The sequence below is a fragment of the Streptomyces sp. NBC_01003 genome, from assembly GCF_045162695.1.
GTDB lineage: Bacteria > Actinomycetota > Actinomycetes > Streptomycetales > Streptomycetaceae > Streptomyces.
In genome coordinates this window covers 1,228,226-1,247,163 of sequence record NZ_CP108707.1, presented here as the reverse complement: position 1 = coordinate 1,247,163, position 18,938 = coordinate 1,228,226, and the positions used below count along the sequence as shown (strand labels likewise).

General features: G+C 71.2%; 12 protein-coding genes. 11 read left to right on the top strand and 1 reads right to left on the bottom strand.

Annotated features, from left to right (window positions below; genetic code table 11):
• The first annotated feature begins 15 nt into the window (after positions 1–15).
• Complete coding sequence (locus OG698_RS05875) at positions 16–1,611, top strand: SDR family oxidoreductase (RefSeq protein WP_406101843.1); 1,596 nt, start codon at positions 16–18, stop codon at positions 1,609–1,611.
• Positions 1,612–1,631: 20 nt separating this feature from the next.
• On the opposite strand, the gene OG698_RS05870 is transcribed toward OG698_RS05875, so the two are convergent.
• A complete protein-coding gene (locus tag OG698_RS05870; RefSeq protein ID WP_406110873.1) occupies positions 1,632–3,068 on the bottom strand; it encodes an amidase in 1,437 nt (478 codons plus the stop codon).
• 115 nt (positions 3,069–3,183) lie between these two features.
• On the opposite strand from OG698_RS05870, the gene OG698_RS05865 reads away from it, so the two are divergent.
• The 10 genes from OG698_RS05865 (at position 3,184) to OG698_RS05820 (ending at position 18,933) form a co-directional block, all read left to right on the top strand.
• Complete coding sequence (locus tag OG698_RS05865) at positions 3,184–4,038, top strand: helix-turn-helix domain-containing protein (RefSeq protein ID WP_406101842.1); 855 nt, start codon at positions 3,184–3,186, stop codon at positions 4,036–4,038.
• 105 nt (positions 4,039–4,143) lie between these two features.
• Positions 4,144–4,878 carry a class I SAM-dependent methyltransferase gene (locus tag OG698_RS05860; protein ID WP_406101841.1) on the top strand — a complete coding sequence of 245 codons (735 nt, stop codon included), beginning with the start codon at positions 4,144–4,146 and terminating at the stop codon, positions 4,876–4,878.
• A gap of 902 nt (positions 4,879–5,780) precedes the next feature.
• The gene (locus tag OG698_RS05855) at positions 5,781–7,259 is read left to right on the top strand and encodes a sugar transferase (RefSeq protein WP_406110871.1); all 1,479 of its coding nucleotides are present in this window, start codon (positions 5,781–5,783) and stop codon (positions 7,257–7,259) included.
• A gap of 73 nt (positions 7,260–7,332) precedes the next feature.
• Positions 7,333–8,649 (top strand): nucleotide sugar dehydrogenase, encoded by a 1,317-nt coding sequence (locus OG698_RS05850; RefSeq protein WP_406101839.1) that lies wholly within the window; start codon positions 7,333–7,335, stop codon positions 8,647–8,649.
• A gap of 43 nt (positions 8,650–8,692) precedes the next feature.
• Positions 8,693–9,904, top strand: a complete 1,212-nt coding sequence (locus OG698_RS05845) for a glycosyltransferase family 4 protein (protein ID WP_406110869.1) — start codon at positions 8,693–8,695, stop codon at positions 9,902–9,904.
• Complete coding sequence (locus tag OG698_RS05840; protein WP_406101838.1) at positions 9,901–11,265, top strand: Wzz/FepE/Etk N-terminal domain-containing protein; 1,365 nt, start codon at positions 9,901–9,903, stop codon at positions 11,263–11,265. The genes OG698_RS05845 and OG698_RS05840 overlap by 4 nt, the downstream gene beginning before the upstream one ends.
• The gene (locus OG698_RS05835) at positions 11,262–12,788 is read left to right on the top strand and encodes a Wzz/FepE/Etk N-terminal domain-containing protein (RefSeq protein ID WP_406101837.1); all 1,527 of its coding nucleotides are present in this window, start codon (positions 11,262–11,264) and stop codon (positions 12,786–12,788) included. The genes OG698_RS05840 and OG698_RS05835 overlap by 4 nt, the downstream gene beginning before the upstream one ends.
• Before the next feature lie 4 nt (positions 12,789–12,792).
• Positions 12,793–14,727, top strand: coding sequence for an asparagine synthase (glutamine-hydrolyzing) (asnB, locus tag OG698_RS05830; protein WP_406101836.1), 1,935 nt, complete (start codon positions 12,793–12,795; stop codon positions 14,725–14,727).
• Between the two features lie 28 nt (positions 14,728–14,755).
• Positions 14,756–16,960, top strand: a complete 2,205-nt coding sequence (locus OG698_RS05825) for a bi-domain-containing oxidoreductase (protein WP_406101834.1) — start codon at positions 14,756–14,758, stop codon at positions 16,958–16,960.
• The gene (locus OG698_RS05820; RefSeq protein ID WP_406101833.1) at positions 16,957–18,933 is read left to right on the top strand and encodes an alginate lyase family protein; all 1,977 of its coding nucleotides are present in this window, start codon (positions 16,957–16,959) and stop codon (positions 18,931–18,933) included. The genes OG698_RS05825 and OG698_RS05820 overlap by 4 nt, the downstream gene beginning before the upstream one ends.
• Positions 18,934–18,938 lie beyond the last annotated feature (5 nt).

Genomic DNA, 18,938 nt, shown 5'->3' with positions numbered 1-18,938 from the left:
TGCAGGGAGATGGTCGTGGACACGGACACGGACACGGACACGGACACGGACACAGAGCACAGCGCGGAGCAGCTGCACTGTCTGGTGACCGGAGCGTCCGGGTACATCGGAGGTCGCTTGGTACCGCAACTGCTGGAGGCCGGTCACCGGGTTCGTTGCATGGCCCGCTCGCCGGGCAAGCTGCGTGACTACCCCTGGGCGGCCGCCGCGGAGACGGTGGGCGGAGACGTCACCGACGCCGAGTCGGTCGCCGCGGCCATGCGTGGCGTTGATGTCGCGTACTACCTGGTGCACTCCCTCGGATCCGGCTCCGGGTTCGAGGACACCGACCGGCGCGCGGCCCGGATCTTCGCCGATCGGGCACACGCTGCCGGCGTACGGCGCATCGTCTACCTCGGCGGGCTCACTCCGCAGGACGTACCCGAGCACGACCTCTCCCCGCACCTGCGCTCCAGGGCTGAGGTCGGTCGCATCTTCCTCGGCGCCCCGGTGCCCGCCACCGTGCTGAGGGCCGCTGTGGTGATCGGCTCGGGATCGGCGTCCTTCGAGATGCTGCGCTATCTGACCGAGCGGCTGCCGGTGATGGTCACCCCCAGCTGGGTGCACACCCGCACGCAGCCCATCGGGGTCCGCGACGTGCTGCGCTACCTCGTCGGCTCGGCCACCATGCCGACCGACGTCGACCGGGCTTTCGACATCGGCGGGCCCGACGTCCTCACCTACCGGGAGATGATGCGCCGCTACGCCGAGGTCGCCGGACTGCGGCGGCGGATCATCTTGCCGGTGCCCGTGCTCACTCCGCGGCTGTCCAGCCACTGGGTGGGCCTCGTGACGCCGGTACCGGCATCCATCGCCCGGCCCCTGACGGAGTCGCTCCGCCACGAGGTCGTCTGCCACGAGCACGACATCGCCCGCTACGTGCCCGACCCCCCGGGCCGGCCACTGCCGTTCGACGAGGCTCTGGCCCTGGCGCTGCGGAGGGTACGGGAGGCGCAGGTCGACACCCGGTGGTCGTCCGCCGCCGTCCCCGGGGCGCCCAGCGATCCGCTGCCCACCGACCCCGACTGGGCCGGCGGCAGTCTCTACGAGGACGAGCGGCAACTGCCTGTCGAGGCATCGCGGGAGGCCCTGTGGAAGGTGATCGAGGGCATCGGCGGCGACAACGGCTGGTACTCCTTCCCGCTGGCCTGGGCGGTCCGCGGCTGGCTGGACCGTTTCGTGGGCGGAGTCGGCCTGCGCCGCGGACGACGCGACGCGGAGCGTTTGCGGGTCGGCGACTCGCTGGACTTCTGGCGGGTCGAGGAGATCGAGCCCCTACAACTACTGCGGCTGCGCGCGGAGATGAGGCTGCCGGGCCTGGCGTGGCTGGAGATGTATGTCGAGACGGGCGCCGACGGCGGTACCCGCTACCGGCAGCGCGCTCTGTTCCACCCCCGCGGCCTCCTGGGCCATGTCTACTGGTGGTCCGTCTCTCCCTTCCACGCCGTCGTCTTCGGCGGCATGGCCCGCAACATCACCCAAGCCGCCGCCAAGGGCATGAGCGCGCGGGGGAGCGCGTCACCCGCCGGCCGCATCCGGCGCTCACGCCGCAGGCGAAGACTGCGGCGGTAGCAGCTGCACCGGCCGCGGGATCAGCCGACAGGCGGGCGTCGACCGGCCCAGGGGAGTGCGAGTTCGAGGGTGCGGGACACCTGGAGCAGGAGATCCTCCCGCCAGGGTGCGGCGACGATCTGGACGCCGACGGGCAGGCCGGTGGCCTCGTCGTGGTGGATGGGGAGGGAGATGGCCGGCTGGCCGGTCACGTTGAACACCGACGTGAACACCCCCATCGGGTAGCTGTTCCGCAGTGCCCTCAGGGGATCGTCGTCGGTGCCTGTCCGCCAGGCACCGACGAGCGGCGGAAGACAGGCCATCGTCGGCGTCACGAGGAGGTCGAAGCCGGCGAGGAAACCTTCGACGATGCGCCGCGACAACTGCTGGGTCTTCCGCACCCCTTCCGCGTACGCCCACGAGTCGATCGCTCGTGCCGCCTCACGCAGGGCGCGATTGTGCGGCTCGACCTGGTCCGGCTCCGCGAGCGCGATTCCGGTACCGCCGACGTTCCACAGGGTGGTGAACGCAGTGACCAGCTCGTCGGTCGGCGGCAGCGGAAGAGGGGTGTCGACGAGGTGCGCGCCGGCCGATTCGAGCGTCCGAAGAGTTCTGTCGACAGCTGCGACACACGCCGGGTGCACGCGTATCCCGTCGATGGGGGAGTCGATGAGCGCGCCGATTCGCAGCCCGGTCGGCAGGTCCGTCCTCAGCGCGGCGGCGAAGGACGTGCGCGGCGTCGGAGGCGACCACCACGCGGCCGGATCGTGACACGCCAGCACATCGAGGGCCGCCGCGGCGTCCGCCACCGAGTGGGTGAGCACGCCGCTGGTGCCGAGGCCCTCCACCTCCACGACGTCGTTGGTGACGAGACCGCGGGTGGGTTTGAGGCCGACGAGGCCGTTGCACGACGCGGGGATCCGTATCGACCCGCCGCCGTCCTCCGCGTGGGCGATGGGCGCCATCCCGGCGGCGACGGCGGCGCCCGCTCCGCTCGACGAACCGCCGGGCGTGCGGTCCGGGTCCCACGGGTTGCGCGAGATGCCCAGGGCAGCGCTCTCGGTGAAGGGCAGGCTGCCGAACTCGGAGGTGGTGGTTTTGCCGAGCAGGACGAAGCCCGCGTCCGCGAACCGTCGCACGACAGGGTCCGATTCCTGCGCCGGTGCCTGTCCGGCGCCTGCGGACCCGTAGGTGGTGGGCCAACCGGCAACGTCGACAAGGTCCTTGACCGGCAGCGGGACGCCGTGGAACGGCGGGAGGTCGTCGGCCGACGTGGCCCTCGCCACTGCGTCGGCCGCGGCAGACGCGGCTTTGCGGACGTCGTCGTCGGCCCGGTGACAGAAGGCGTTGAGGGCGGGGTCGAGCCGGTCCATCCGCTCGAGGAAGCAGTCGGCCACCTCGACGGGGCTCACCTCCTTGCGGCGGATGGCCGCGGCGAGTTCGACGGCGGGCATGAACGGGTCGATCGGCGAAAGCATCACGAGTGTTCCCTTCTGGTGCGGGGCTTGCAGGGCATACGGGGCCTGCGGGAGCCGTCAGTGTCGTCGCGTCTCGACCGTCGCGTCTTGGACGAATGTCCCGTAGCTTGGCGCCATGCGATCCGCCGAGCCGGCCCATGACGCGGCGTCGGTGTGGGACATCGCCACCCCGTCGCGGCACGGTCGGTTGCCCGGGGTCAGCATGGCCGGATTCCGCGCCCGTACGACCGGCCTCGTCGACCTGGGTGTGGTCCCGTACCCGGCCGTCACGGTGGCCGTCGACCTCGGCGACGGGCCGATCGTCGTCAACGACTTCAGCGGCCGGCAGCAGAGCGGCAGCGTCGTCCTGGGACTCGGGTCCGGCGGCGTTCGAGCCCGCGGCCGGGACGTCGCATGCCTGCAGATACGGCTGTCGCCGCTGGTCGCGCACGCGGTGCTCGGCGCCGGTGCGGAGTCGGGCGCCACGATGGTCTCCCTCGACGCCTTCTGGGGCCGCGACGCCGCGCGCACCCAAGAGCAACTGCGCGCCGCCGAGACCTGGGACGACCGGTTCGCGGTCGCGCAGGCCGCACTCGTCCGACGACACGCGGCAGGCCGCCGAGCGGTCGAGCCTGAAGTCGCCTTCGTGTGGGGGCAGATGGTGACACATCGGGGAGGGGTTCGGGTCGAGCGCCTGGCAGCCGAGGTCGGCTGGAGCCGTAAGCGTCTCTGGTCCCGGTTCCGAGCCCAGATCGGTCTCAATCCCAAGCGCGCCGCGCAGCTGGTCCGTTTCGACCACGCGGCCCACCGTCTGGCCGTGGGGCACAGCGCCGCACGGGTGGCGGCGGAGACCGGCTACGTCGACCAGTCCCACCTCCACCGCGATGTCATGGCCTTCGCCGGTGTGACGCCCACGGCCGTCGCGGTCGCGCCGTGGCTCGCGGTCGACGACGTCGCGTGGGCCGCCCCCGCATACCTGTCCCCGTCTTGACCCCTGCCCCACGGTCCGGACCCGGCAGGCGCGAGGCCGGTCGCGCGGTTCACGCGGGAACATTTCTACAAGACGCCCGGCGATCGAGCCGGTGACACTGCGAGCATGTCCAAGAACCGGAAAGACTCCCCGCTGCCGCGCGTCCGGTGGCCGCGGTACGGCGTTGACGCCCCAGCGTTCCCGGCGGTGCTCGGTGCCGCCGGCGCGGCCTGCTGCCTGGCCGCCGGCCGATGGCGGCCGGGACGGAAAGCGCTGGCAACTGCGGGGACGGTACTGATCGCCCACACCGGCCTCTACCTGCACACCACACTGCACGGCAAACTGCAGGTCTGGAGGCGGGAGTTGGGCCGCGCCGGCTTGAAGGGCGACGAGAAGCTCCTCGACCTTGGCTGCGGTCGCGGCGCGGTGCTGATCGAGGCGGCCAGGCGGCTGCCGACGGGGCACGCCGTGGGCGTGGACCTGTGGTCCGGAAAGGACCAGAGCGGGAACCGGCCCGAAGTCACGCTCGCCAACGCGGCTGCGGCAGGGGTCGCCGACCGGGTGGAGGTACGTACCGCCGACATGACCGAGTTGCCGTTTGCGGACGGCTCCTTCGACGTCGTGACGAGCGCGCTGGCGATCCACAACATCCCGTCGCCCGAGGAGCGATACCGCGCGGTGGACGAGGCCATGCGGGTGCTGCGCCCCGGCGGCCAGTTGATCGTCGCCGACTTCTGGCCCATGGCCGGAAAGTACGCCGAGCACATCGGGCAGGGCACGCTGCGTGGACTGGGCCCCGCGTACTGGTACGGCGGCCCGTGGCTCGGCGTCACACTTCTGCATGCCGTCAAGGAGCGCTGAGCCGGTTGCACAGCTCCTGAGGGGATGATCGCGTGCCGGGGGAGGGCGATGGCCCTGCTGCAAGTGGCGAGCGGTGCTGAGACGGGCGGTCGCCAAGCCCGGGACGGGCGTTGAGGGCAAGGCTGTGGAAGTCTCACGTCGTGCTCGGCTTCAAAGCTGTCCGCCCGGGCCCCTGGATCTGCCACGGCGTTTGCGTGTGGCAATCCGATCGGCCGGTTGCGATCCGTTCCCACGTGCCGTCGATCGGTCGCACCTGACATCCACCGTTCCGTGCTCACCGGCACGATTCGCCGGACAGGCCGCCCAGTTGGCAGTCCCAGGAAGCCTCGGGATTGCCGGTGCCGGCAGCCGGAGAACTGCCGCCGTCACAGGTCAGAGCCACTTCTTCGTCATCAAGGCACCGCGGATGGTCACCGGTCCGTGGAACCAGCTTCAAATCTTGAGCACAAATTCCACACATCCCACTCTCCAGATGGGCCCCGATGGTCTAGATTGACCGTGCTTCACATGCTGGGACACGAGGCGACAAATGATGATCTATAGGTCAGGTGTTACGGACGGCCAGTAGCTGCGTCTCCGGCGCCGGACGTGGGGGGTGATCAATTCTTGGAGCCTGCGAAGGGCTTCGGGTGCGGGGAGCACCCGAGGTTGCGACGGGTTCGCACGCGCGTCGAGGGCCTGGCAGGACATGCGATTCCGCGGTCGCCAGGGTGGGTTGCTCAAGTAGCGCTGAAACAGCCGGGATGTCGTGCGCGGGGGGCGGGGGCCTCCGGGGGGAGGAACAGCGCGGCGCGGGAGGCGGGGGCCTCCCGAGGGGAAGGACTGTGCGGGGCGGGGGCCTTCTGGGGGGAGGGACAGTGTTGGGCGACCACGTCGAACGACTGGGGACCGGGGTGGGTTCTGTGCGGCAGGGGGAATTGGTCGGCCCTTTACCGTCGGCGCGCGAGCGTCTGGCGAACGGGGCGATCAGTCAGCTGGCCAACGACTGGGAGCAGCGGTACCGCCGTACCGTGATCACCAGCGATACGGTGGCCACCGCCTTGGTGGTGGCGGCGATCGGCAACTTTTTCGGGGCCCGGGACGCGGCCAACTGGCACGAGAAGTGGGGAATTCTCGCATTCGGCACCTGGCTCCTTGTGCTGGGAGCGCTTGCGGTGAGCCGGTCGTGGGCTCCGGCCGTGCTCGGCCAGGGCGCCGAGGAATTCCGCCGGCTCGGACGCTCGCTGTTCATGGCGACCGTCGTGCTGGCGCTCGGCGGGATCGCCCTCACCTCGCGCAACATCAAGCTCTGGATCTTCGTCGCGATCCCCGCGATCGCGCTCGTCACCATGACTGAGCGGTATCTGCTCCGCCTCTCGCTGCACAAACAGCGGAAGGAAGGGCGGTGCCTGAGACCGGTGCTTGCTGCCGGGAGCGTGGCCACCGTGCGCGACCTGATCGCCCGAACCCGCAAGTTCCCGCACCTCGGCTGGCGGGTGGATGCGGTGTGCACGACGGACGGTCTCGGGCTCGACGATGACCAACTGGACGGAGTGCCGGTCGTCGGCCGACTGTCGGACGTCGCGGGCCACGTCAGCCGCGACGGCTACCGTGTCGTCGCGGTCACACCGGACCCGCACTGGTCACCGGACAGGCTGCAGCGGCTGGCCTGGAACCTCGAAGGCAGCGATGCCGAGATGGTCGTGGCCCCCGTGCTGATGGAGGTGGCCGGCCCGCGGCTGCACGTCGACGCGGTGCTCGGGATCCCGCTGCTGCGGGTCAGCATGCCGACCTTCACCGGGGGCCGCCGGGCGGTCAAAGGGGTCGTCGACCGGATGGGCGCGGCGATCCTGCTGCTCCTGTTCGCGCCGCTGATGGTGGTGGTCGGGCTGCTCGTACTGGTGGACAGCCGGGGCGGGGCGGTCTATCGCCAGCGCAGAGTCGGCAAGGACGGCCGCGAGTTCACCATTTTCAAGTTCCGCACCATGGTCGTCGGGGCTGACAGGGCCCGGGCCGCGCTGGCCGACCGCAACGAGGGCGCAGGCCTGCTGTTCAAGCTTCGCCGGGATCCGCGGGTGACCCGGGTGGGAACGGTGCTGCGCCGGTACTCGATCGACGAGCTTCCGCAGCTTTTCAACGTGCTCACCGGATCGATGTCGCTCGTCGGTCCGAGGCCTCCGCTGCCGGAGGAGTCCGCTGCGTACGGCCCGGACATCCGGCGGCGGCTGCTGGTCAAGCCCGGGCTCACCGGTCTGTGGCAGATCAGCGGACGCAGCGACCTGCCGTGGGAGGAGGCGGTCCGGCTCGACCTGCGGTACGTGGAGGACTGGTCGCTCGCCCTGGACGCAGTGATCTTGTGGAAGACGCTGCGTGCGGTGCTGCAGGGGCAGGGGGCTTACTGATGCGCGAGGGCCATCGTCCGGCCGACGCGCGGACCGCAGGCCGGAAAGGCCTGCCTGGGGGGAGGAACGGGTCATGAGAGTAAGCGTTTTCGGGCTCGGCTACGTGGGCTGCGTGTCGGCCGCGTGCTTGGCCAGCCTCGGTCACGAGGTCATCGGCGTGGACGTGAACCAGGTCAAGGTCGACCTGGTCAACGACGGCAAGGCGCCGGTGGTCGAGGAGCGGATCGGCGAGCTCATCGCCGAGGCCGTGCGGACCGGAGCGTTGCGCGCCACCGCCGACGTCCACGAGGCGATCACGGGCAGCGAGGTGTCGCTGGTCTGCGTGGGCACGCCGTCGGAGCCCAACGGCAGTCTGTGCACCACATACTTGGAGCGGGTCACCGAGCAGATCGGCGCCGCGCTGGCCGAGCGGAGCGGTCGGCATACCGTCGTGCTCCGCAGCACCATGCTCCCGGGCACCTGCCTGAACCTCCTGGTACCGATCCTGGAGAAGTACGTCGACGGCACGGCCGGGGTGGACTTCGGGGTCGCGGTCAACCCGGAGTTCCTGCGCGAGGGCACGAGCGTGCGGGACTTCTTCGACCCGCCGAAGACCGTCATCGGCGAGCTCGATCCGGCAAGCGGCGACGCGGTGGCGGCGCTGTACGAAGGCCTGCCCGGCGAGCTGTTCCGGGTGCCGATCCCGACGGCCGAGGCCATCAAATACGCGGACAACGCGTTCCACGGCCTGAAGATCGGCTTCGCGAACGAGCTGGGCGCGGTGTGGCAGGCGCTCGGGGTGGACTCGCACCAGGTGATGGACGTGTTCCTGGCCGACCGCAAGCTGAACATCAGCCCCGCCTACCTGCGGCCCGGCTTCGCCTTCGGCGGTTCCTGCCTGCCCAAGGACCTGCGCAGCCTGGTCCACGCGGCCCAGCGGGCAGACGTCTCGGTGCCCATACTCGCCCACGTGCTGACCTCCAACTCCGCACATCTGCAACGCGCGGTGGAGCTGGTCGAGCGCACCGGCAAGCGCCGGGCGGGCCTGTTCGGGCTGTCCTTCAAACCCGGCACCGACGACCTCCGCGAGAGCCCGCTCGTCGAGCTGGCGGAGCGGCTCATCGGCAAGGGATACGACCTGCGGATCTATGACGCCAACGTGAACCTGTCACGACTGCTCGGCGCCAACCGCGAGTACATCGAGACCCGGCTGCCGCACATCGCGCAGCTGCTCGTGGACTCCGTCGACGAGGTGCTCGAGCACGCCGAGGTGTGCCTGGTCGGGACAAAGGATCCGGCCGTGCTGTCGGCGCTGCCCCATGACGACGGCACGCTGCTCGTCGACCTCATCCGCATTCCCGACGCCGAAGCGCGCCGGGCCGAACCGGGATACATGGGCCTTGTCTGGTGACCTGCGCAGCGGCGCCCGGCCGGCCCGGCGCGCGCTGATCCTGGTGGAGAACCTGTCGGTGCCGTTCGACCGGCGAGTGTGGCAGGAGTGCACGACACTGCGCGACGCGGGCTGGACGGTGCACGTCATCTGTCCTCAAGGGGAGAAGCGGGACACGGAGTTGGAGGTTTCGATCGACGGGGTGCGGATCCACCGCTACCCGTTGCGCGCGGCCACCGGCGGACCGGCCGGCTACCTGCGGGAGTACGGAACGGCGTTGTGGCACACGGTCCGGCTGGCCCGCAAGGTCGGCCCGGTCGACGTGGTGCACGCCTGCAACCCGCCCGACCTGCTGTTCCTGCCGGCACTGTGGATGAAGCGGCACGGGGCGCGGTTCATCTTCGACCAGCACGACCTGGTACCCGAGCTGTACCTCTCCCGGTTCGACCGCGGCGAGGACCTGCTCTACCGCGCTGTGTGCGCGCTGGAGCGGCGGACCTACCGGGCCGCGGACATCGTGCTCGCCACGAACGAGAGCTACCGGGACGTCGCGGTGCGCCGTGGCGGTCGGCGGCCGGCGGACGTTTTCGTGGTGCGCAGCGCACCCGACATCGACCGGTTCCATCCGGTGCCGCCCGAGCCGGAGTTGAGGCGCGGCAAGCCTCATCTGCTCTGCTACCTCGGCGTCATGGGCCCGCAGGACGGCGTCGACTACGCCTTGCGGGCCCTCGCGAAGCTGCGCGACGAACTCGGGCGGACCGACTGGCATGCGGTGTTCGTCGGCGCCGGCGACGCATTCGACGCGATGGTGGAGCTGTCCCAGCAGCTCGGGCTCTCGGAGCAGGTGCAGTTCACCGGGCGCGTCCCGGACGCCGAGCTGGTGCGCTACCTGTCCACCGCGGACGTGTGCCTTTCCCCCGACCCGCGCAATCCGCTCAACGACGTCTCGACCATGAACAAGGTCCTGGAGTACATGGTGATGGGCCGTCCGATCGTCTCCTTCGACCTCCGGGAGGCGCGCGTCTCCGCCGGTGACGCCGCCGTCTACGCGCCCGCCAACGACGAGGCCGCATTCGCCGAGCTCATCGTGCTGCTGCTTGACGATCCGGAGCAGCGGGCCCGGATGGGCAAGATCGGCCAGGAGCGGATCAGCGGGCAGCTTTCCTGGAAGAACTCGCAGGCGTCGCTGCTCGCCGCCTACGCCGCCGCGTGCCGCGACCACACTCCGGTGTCGGCGGGCGACCCGGTCCGGGCACGGGGGAGGCAGCACCCTTGAGCGATGACACGATACGTCTGGTCACGATCGGACGGATTCTCCGTAGGCGCTGGCGGCTTCTCGCCGTTCTCACCGTGGTGGGTGCGCTCGTCGGCTACGGCACCTCGGTGGTGCTGTTTCCGCCGCGCTACACGGCGTCGACATCGGTACTGCTGCCGGGGCAGTGGGAAGAGCGCGAACTGCTGACCCAGGTGGACATCGCGATCAGTTCGTCGGTGGTCGACCCCGTGGCCGCCAAGCTCGGCTGGAGGGGCGTCAGCGCCGCAGAGCTGCGGGACCGGGTGAGCGCCAAGGCCGCCGACGGGAACATCATCAAGATCTCGGGAACGGCCGACACCCCGAAGCGCGCGCAGCAGCTCTCCGACCGGGTGGCCCAGGAATTCGTCGGATTCGCCGCGCGGCTCGCAGACGGCAGCACCGAGCCCGACGCGGCAACCGGGCCCGAGGCGCTGCGGCAGCAGGTGGTCGAGACCAACCGTCGCATCACCGACCTGGCCAATGCGGCCGATCCGGGCAAGACCGTGGAGAGCGTGCAGGCCCGCACCGAGCTCGAGAAGCTGCGCACCTCGCTGGAGGAGGCCATGACGAAGCTGGACCAGGCCGACCCGGCGGCCGGCAAGGCCGGGCTTGTCGTCATGGGGCCGGCGGCCCGGCCGACCGGTGAGGCCCCGCCGACAAGGATGCAACTCGTCGTCGCTGGGGCGCTGCTGTCCTTCCTGCTCGCGGTCATCGGCCATCTCGCCGTCGCACGGGTGAACCGCCGACCGCGCACCGGACCGGAGATCGCCGCGGCGCTGGGCTCGACGCTCATCGGCACCGTCGACGTGCCTGGTGAACGGCTCGCGGACCGGCCCGAAGACCGTGGCACGCGAGCCCGGTTCCGCAGACTCCTCGGCGTCGACACCCGGTGGGACATGCCGACCCCGCAGAGGTCCGGTGACGAGGCAGGCAGGCGCATCCGCTACCGGCGGGTGTGCGCCCGCCTCCGGGACCAACTGCCGTCCTCCCGACGGCTGTTGGTTGTCGTACCGAACGGCGACGAGATCGCCCGCCGGGCCGCGGGGCAGCTCGTGGCCGAGGGCGATCCGCTGCTGCGGGTGGTCGAAGTTTCGGTGGACCGGCCGATGGTGCCGGACCGCGACACAGAGTCCGGCGCCCTGGTCGTGCTCAGCGCGGGCAACTGGACCGCAGGGCAGCTCGCCGGCATCGCCGAGGCGTGTGCGGACGGCAGACATGAAGTCGTCGGCATCGTCGTCGCCGGCACGGTCCGGGACCGTCCGACACGATCCGCCGGCCATCCTCCGCACGACGCCACTTTGGCGCTCGCGGTCCCCGGCCACTCGACGGGAGGTTCCGCGTGACGACGAGCACGACTTCGGAGTCGTCGGCAGCCACACACCTGCTGGACCTGCAGGCACTGGTGGTGGCGGTGCGCAGGCGCCGCCGCCTGTGGTGCTCCCTGGCGCTACTGGGGCTGCTGGTCGGCGCGGCGCTGGCGGTCCTGCGGCCGCCGCCGCCGGCCGCGGTGGCCAAGGTGCTGGTCGCGCATCAGGCGGACCAGCCGAACGACCCCGGAACGCTGATCCGCACCGACGTGGAGCTACTGCGGACCACGAGGATCGCCGACAAGGCCCTGCAGTCCCTCAACTCCTCGGAACGCACGGAAGACTTCATGCGGGACTACCGGGGCACCGGCTTGACCAACAACCTGCTGCAGATCGATGTGACAGGTGACAGCGACGCGGACGCGGTGGCCCGAGCCAAGGCGCTGGCGGATGCGTTCGTCGCGGACCATGTGAGGCGGATGCAGGAAGCCGCGAAGGCCGAGGCCAAGGCCCTGCGCGACCAGGGTGACCGCATGCGGGGCGAACTCGCCCAGGTCAACAAGGCGATCGGGGACAGAACGCCGGAGAGCGACCCGAAGGCGTCGGCGAGCATCGAGTCGCTCTTCGCCCGCCGGGCGGAACTCAACTCGCGGATCGCCGATTTCGACCAGCGCGCCGAGGAGGCGCGCATGGGAACGCCCCAGATCGTCGCCGGCACTCAGATCGTGGACGCCCCGCGAGCGGTGCGGCACTCCCTGCCCAGGGCCGCTGCGACCAACGCCGCGATCGGGCTCGTCCTCGGGCTCGTCCTCGGGCTCGCGGTGGCCGCGGTCGGCACGGTGGTGGCGGACCGCCCCGTGCTGCGCCGGGAGATCGCGGCGAACCTGGGCGCCTCGGTCATCGCGGAACTGCGCCGCGCGCCCCACCGGCCGGCCAGGCGGTGGCAGCGCCGACGGACCCGGGCGGCACGCGAACGGCTCACCGCGACGCTGGCCCGCACCGTGCGTGGCTCCGCGGAACCGGTGTCACTGCTGGAACTGGGCTGTGCGCGCAGCACCAGCGTGATCGCCCTCGACCTCGCCAGGGCACTGGCGGCGGAGGGGCCGGTGGTCATCATCGACGATCTGCCGGCCCTGCGGCGCGCCCACCGCGGCCAGAAGCCAGGAGGCCCGGACGTGGTCGGCGTCGAGGATGCCGCGGCCGTGCCGCACGAGGTGCGCCGGCTCGGCGTCGGCTCGGTCGCGCCCGGCACGGCGTGGACCGGCCTCCCGGACCTCGGTACCCGGACCGTGCTCGTCGTGCGTGCCGGGCACGGCAGCGCCGCATGGCTGCACACCGTGGCGCGGCAGCTCGCTGACCTGCTCATTCCGGTGATCGGTGTGGTGCTGATCGACCCCGATCCGCGGGACCGGACCGACGGCACCCTGTGGGACGGGCTGCACACCGCGCTGCGCGGCCACAACGAGCGGCTGGCACGGGAGAACGCGACGGGCCGGGTGCGGACGGAACGGCCGTCATGGGCAGTACGAGTCCCGGACAGCGACCAGGAGGCGCGGTAAGCACATGTGTGGCATCGCAGGCACTTATCGATGGCCGGACGGGAAGGTCGTGACCGACCGGCTCACCGACACCCTCGCCCACCGCGGTCCGGACGGGGCGGGCCGGTACAGCCACCCCGTCGGTGACGGCGAAGTGCACCTCGGGCACCGCCGCCTGGCTATCATCGACCTGTCCGAGACAGGCGCCCAGCCGATGGTCTCGGGCGGCCTCGTCCTGACGTACAACGGCGAGCTGTACAACGCGCCCGAGCTGCGTGCCGAACTGGCAGCCGCCGGGGTGCGCTTCCGCGGTACCTCCGACACCGAGGTGCTCCTTGAGGCCTGGCGGCGCTGGGGCACCGACTGCCTGCCCCGGCTGCGCGGCATGTTCGCGTTCGGGATCTTCGACGAGCGCACCGGTGAACTGGTCCTCGCCCGCGACCAGTTGGGCATCAAGCCGCTGTTCCTGCTCCGGCGCGGTGCGGGCCTGATGTTCGCCTCCGAACTCAAGGCGCTCGCCGCCGTGACCGACGGGTCGCTGCAGGTGGACCATGCGGCGCTGGTGGCCTCGCTGCTGTACTACTGGGTGCCGGACTCGCGCTGTGCGTTCCGCGAGGCGGAGAAGCTGCCGCCGGGCAGTTGGCTCAGGTGCCGGCCCGACGGCCGAGTGGAGCGCGGACGGTACTGGAACCTGAAGGACGTCGCCGCCGACGGGCGGGAGCGAGCCCGCAGCGGCGAGCAGCCGGACCTGGCCGCCATCGTCGAGGAGTCGACCCGGCAGCACCTGCTCTCCGACGTACCCGTGGCGGCCTTCCTCTCCGGCGGCCTTGACTCCAGCTACCTGACCGCCCTCGCGGCCCGTCACCAGCCCGGCATCTCCGCCTACACGATCGGGTTCCGCGCCGAGGACGCCAAGTTCGAGGCGATGCCGGACGACCTGCGCTATGCCCGGCGGGTGGCCGAGCGGTTCGGCGTCGACCTGCATGAGATCGAGATCGCTCCCAATGTGCTCGACCTGTTGCCGCAGATGACGTACCACCTGGACGAGCCGATCGGCGACCCCGCCGCGATCAACACGTTCCTGATCTGCTCGGCCGCGCGAGAGGCCGGGGTCAAGGTGATGCTCTCGGGGATGGGTGCCGACGAGCTGTTCGCCGGATATCGCAAACACCTGGCCAACCTGCTCGCACTGCGCTACCAGCGCGTCCCGCGGCCCCTTCGGCGCGGGGTGTTCAGGGCCGTGGACCGGCTGCCGGTCGCCACGGCCCGTAGGGGGTACCGGTCGGTGCGCTTCGCGAAGCGGTTCCTCTCCTTCGCCGACCTGCCCGAGGAGACCGCGTTCCGGCGCAGCTACACCATGTACGACCAGGACGAGCTGCTCGCCCTGGTCAGTCCGGACCTGGCCGGGACGGTCGACGACGTGCTGACCGAACATGCGGACATCTACCAGGACAACGAGCTCGACGACTTCGTCAACCGCATGTGCCTGGGCGACGCCCGGATGTTCCTGCCGGGCCTGAACCTCGCCTACACAGACCGGTCGAGCATGGCCGCCTCCACCGAGGTGCGGGTGCCGTACGTGGACGTCGAGGTGGTCAAGGCCGCGTTCGCCGTGCCCGGCGACCGCAAGATCGTCGGACGACAGGGCAAGGCCGTCCTCAAGGAGGCGGCCACCTCGATCCTGCCCCGGGAGATCGCGTACCGGCCCAAGGGCCTGTTCAGCGCCCCGCTGCGGGCCTGGATGAGCCGGGATCTGGCACCGCTGGTGCGCGAGGTGGTCAACGACGGCGTGCTCGTCAGCTCCGGGCTCCTGCGCCGCGACGCGCTGGCGCGCATGGTCGCCGAGGACGCCGCCGGGCAGCGGGACTTCTCCAAGCATCTGTGGCACGTACTGACCCTCGAGTACTGGTACCGCGAAGCGACCTCCGGGTCCGCCCGGAGCACTCGCTCGGCAGCGTAGAAGACGGCTAGAAACAAGGGGACTTCGGGTGAAGCAGGTTGTTCAGAACTACAAGAGCGGCGAGCTCGCGGTGCTCGACGTGCCGGTGCCGGGATGCAAGCCGGGCGGTGTGCTGGTTCGCACCGCCTACTCGCTGATATCCACCGGGACCGAGCTCATGAAGGTGTCCGAGGCCGGCATGTCGATGCTGGGCAAGGCCCGCTCCCGTCCTGACCAGGTGGCCAAGGTCATGCAGAGCGTGGCCACCAACGGGGTGCCCGCCACGTACCGCAAGGTGATGGGCAAGCTGGACTCCTACACGCCGCTGGGCTACTCCCTGTGCGGGGTGGTCGAGCAGGTCGGCCCTGGGATCGACGACGTGAAGGTCGGCGACCTCGTGGCCTGCGCCGGCAACGAGCACGCGCTGCACGCCGAGTTGAACTGGGTGCCGAAGAACCTCTACGCCCCGGTGCCGGACGGCCTCGCGCCGCGGCACGCGGCCTTCGGCACCGTCGGGTCGATCGCGATGCAGGGCGTCCGCCGCGGCGAACCCCAACTTGGCGACGTGGCCCTTGTCATCGGCCTCGGACTCATCGGGCAGCTGGTGGTGCAGCTCCTTGCCGCCTCCGGGGTCCGCGTCGTCGGCGTCGACCCCGCCCCGGAACGCTGCGAGCTCGCCCGACGCCTCGGCGCCTCGGCCTGCGGCGATCCCGAGTCCGCGGCCGTGGAGGCCGCCGTCGCCGAACTCACCGACGGACACGGCGTGGACCAGGTGTATCTGGCCGCCGGCGGCGGCAGCAACCAGCCCGTCGAGCTGGCCGCCCGGCTCTGCCGGGACCGCGGCCGGGTCGTCGACATCGGCAAATGCCGCCTGGACCTGCCGTGGAACGCGTACTACGAGAAGGAGCTCGACGTCCGGTTCTCGCGCAGTTACGGCCCCGGGCGCTACGACCCGGAGTACGAGCTCGAGGGGCGGGACTACCCGATCGGCTACGTGCGCTGGACCGAGCGCCGAAACCTGGCGTGCTTCCTCGATCTACTCGCCCGCGGCAGCGTCGACGTGGAGCCCTTGGTCTCCCACATCGCCGACTTCGACGACGCCGTCGAGACGTACCAGCGCTTGAAGGACGGCGACCTCAAGGCCGTGGCCGTGCTGTTCCGCTACCCCGGCCGCCCCGACCGAGCCGCGGAAGCGGAGACCCCGGCGGTGGCAGTGCCCGCGGTGCGACGCAGCGGCGGAGCGTCCACCCCGGCCCGGTCCGCCAAGACGCCGGTGCGGCTTGCGTTCGTCGGCGCGGGCAACTACGCGACGTCGATGCTGCTGCCGCACCTGGCACAGCGCGACGGCGTCGAGTTGTCCACGGTCGTCACCACGACGGCGCTGTCCGCCGCCAACGCGAAGCGGAAGTTCGGATTCGCCGAGGCGACCACCGACCTCGACGCCGTGCTCGGCGACAAGTCCATCGACGCGGTGTTCGTGGTCACCCGGCACAGCTCGCACGCCGAACTGACCCGCAGGGCGCTGCTTGCCGGCAAGACGGTGTTCGTGGAGAAGCCCCTGGCCCTCACCGAGGACGAGCTGGCCGGCGTGCTCGCGGCGGTGGAGGAGTCCGGCAACGACCGGCTGCAGGTGGGCTTCAACCGCCGGTTCGCGCCCTTGTTGCAGGAGGGCAGGAAGCGGTTCGGCGCCCGCACCGGTCCGGCGAGCCTGCGCTACCTGGTCAACGCGGGCCGCCTCGGACACGGCAGCTGGTACCTCCAACAGGGCACCGAGGGCTCGCGGTTCGCCGGCGAGGGCGGACACTTCGTCGACACGGCGAGCTGGCTGCTCGAGGCCGACCCGGTCTCGGTGTACGCGGTCGCCACGTCCGGCAACGAGGACCTGCAGGTCGTGCTGCGCTACCCGGACGGGTCCACCGCCACCATCAGCTACGTCACCACCGGCGCGGCCGGCTTCCCCAAGGAGACGCTGGACCTTGTCGCGGACGGGAAGGTGCTGCGGCTCGACGACTTCGTCCGTGCCTCGGTGTTCATGGACGGCGGGGTCGGCCGCAAGCGGTGGGTCAGTTCGCGGCTGCCCAAGGCCCGGGACAAGGGCCAGTCCGCCGAGCTGGCCGCGTTCGTCAAGGCCGTGCGGACCGGCGGGCCGATGCCGGTGCCGCTGGAGTCGCTGGTCGCCACCACGTCGGCCACCCTCGCCGTGCAGGCAGGCCTGGTCAGCGGCGCGCCGGTGACGCTGGCGAGGGCGCGATGACTGTGAGCTCGGGGAGTCCGGGCTGGTACCTGCGGCGGCTGTCCCGGATGGGACCGCGGGAGGTCGGCGGCCGGGTGGGCGACGCGGTGCGCAGGCGGCGGTGGCGGTCGGCACGGCCCGACTGCCCGAGCGTGACCGGCGCCCGGTTCACCGCGGTCCTGCCCGCCGGGACGATCGCAGCGATACCGCCGGACGCCGCGAAACGTCTCGTCGCCGAGGCGGATCGGCTGATGTACGGGCACGTCGAGTATTTCGGGGTGGTCCGCGACGACCTGGACGACCCGGACTGGTGGTGCGACCCGAAGACGGGGCGCCGGGCTCCCTGGGGCTACGCCTTCGACGTGCCGTACCGGAACGAGGACGCGGTCGGGGACATCAAGCAGATCTGGGAGCTGTCCCGGCACCAGTACCTCACCGTGCTCGCCGCCGCCTACGCGATCACCGGGAACGAGCGGTACGCCGAGCGGGTCGCCGAGCACCTGCGGTCGTGGTGGAAGGCCAACCCACCGCTGCGCGGCGTGCACTGGATCAGCGGCATCGAGCTGGGGATCCGGCTTCTTTCCTGGGTGTGGATCCGCCGGCTGCTCGACGGCTGGCCGGGCGCGGCCGAGCTGTTCGAGGGCAACCCGGTGGCGCTGAACCAGATCTGGCACCACCAGCGCTGGCTGGCCGCCTTCCCCAGCCGGGGGTCCTCGGCGAACAACCACGTCATCGCCGAGGCCTGCGGGCAGTTGGCCGCAGCCTGCGCGTTCGGGTGGTTCCCCTCCTCGGCGCGTTGGCGAGCCGGTGCGCTGCGGTCCCTTGAGCGGCAGCTGCGCGGCAACACCTTCGGCTCCGGCCTCAACCGCGAGCTGGCCACCGAATATCACGGACTTGTCCTTGAGCTCGGCCTGGCCGCGGTGGCCGAGGCGGATGCCGCAGGCGTGCCGGTCCCCGCGTCGATCCGGCTGGTACTGCTGCGGATGACCGACGCGCTCGCGGCCATCGTGGACAACCGGCTACGTCCGCCCCGCCAGGGGGACGCGGACGACGGACACGGTCTGGTCGTGGACGGCGCGGGCACCGACCGCTGGGCCTCGCTCCTTGCCACCGGGGACGCCGTGTTCGGCCGGCTCGACTGGTGGCCGGCGGTGACCGGCACCGATGTGCGCACCCCGCTCCTTGCCGCGCTCATCCGGCCGTACCCGAAAAACGAAACCGCACCGGCCGTGATCCGTCCGGCGAGCCGACCGGCCCACTTCGCCGACGCGGGCATGACCATCCTGCGCGGTCCGGAGGAGATCTGGTGCCGCTGCGACGGTGGTCCGCACGGCTTCCTGTCCATCGCCGCGCATGCCCACGCGGACGCGCTGTCCGTGGAGGTCCGGCACGACGGGGTCGACGTGCTCGCCGACCCGGGAACGTTCTGCTACCACGGGCAACCCGAGTGGCGGCAGTACTTCCGGTCGACCCTCGGCCACAACACCCTGCAACTGGACGGCAGTGACCAGTCCGTCTCCGGCGGCCCGTTCCTGTGGACCCGGCATGCCCGCAGTCGCGTCCTGGCCACGGACACAGCGGGCGCCTCCGACGGGGGGACGGCCCGCTGGTGCGCCGAACACGACGGTTACCAGGGCTCCGTGCACCGCCGCCGGGTGGAACTGACCGCTGCGAGCCAGGAGTTGAGGGTGCTTGACGAGGTGCGCGGCCCGCGCCGGGACGTGCGCCTGGCATTCCACCTCGGCCCGGCGATCGCCGCGGACCTGGTGGGCAACCGGGCAGTGCTCACCTGGACCCGGGACGGCGAGGACCGCTCCGCGGTGCTCGACCTGCCCGGGCAGCTGAGCTGGCGGGCGCATCGCGGAGAGACCGACCCGCCGCTGGGCTGGTACTCCGCCGGCTTCGGCCGCAAGGAACCCACCACAACGCTGGTCGGCATCGGCTTCGCCGACGGCGCTGAGGGGTTCGCCACCGTACTCAGGTTCCGCGGCTAGGGGGG

Bases quoted from the DNA above. Each gene is read 5' to 3' on its own strand.
- OG698_RS05870 (WP_406110873.1), bottom strand. From the start codon at position 3,068: ATGCTTTCGCCGATCGACCCGTTCATGCCCGCCGTCGAACTCGCCGCG.
- OG698_RS05865 (WP_406101842.1), top strand. From the start codon at position 3,184: ATGCGATCCGCCGAGCCGGCCCATGACGCGGCGTCGGTGTGGGACATC.
- OG698_RS05860 (WP_406101841.1), top strand. From the start codon at position 4,144: ATGTCCAAGAACCGGAAAGACTCCCCGCTGCCGCGCGTCCGGTGGCCG.
- OG698_RS05850 (WP_406101839.1), top strand. From the start codon at position 7,333: ATGAGAGTAAGCGTTTTCGGGCTCGGCTACGTGGGCTGCGTGTCGGCC.
- asnB (WP_406101836.1), top strand. From the start codon at position 12,793: ATGTGTGGCATCGCAGGCACTTATCGATGGCCGGACGGGAAGGTCGTG.
- OG698_RS05820 (WP_406101833.1), top strand. From the start codon at position 16,957: ATGACTGTGAGCTCGGGGAGTCCGGGCTGGTACCTGCGGCGGCTGTCC.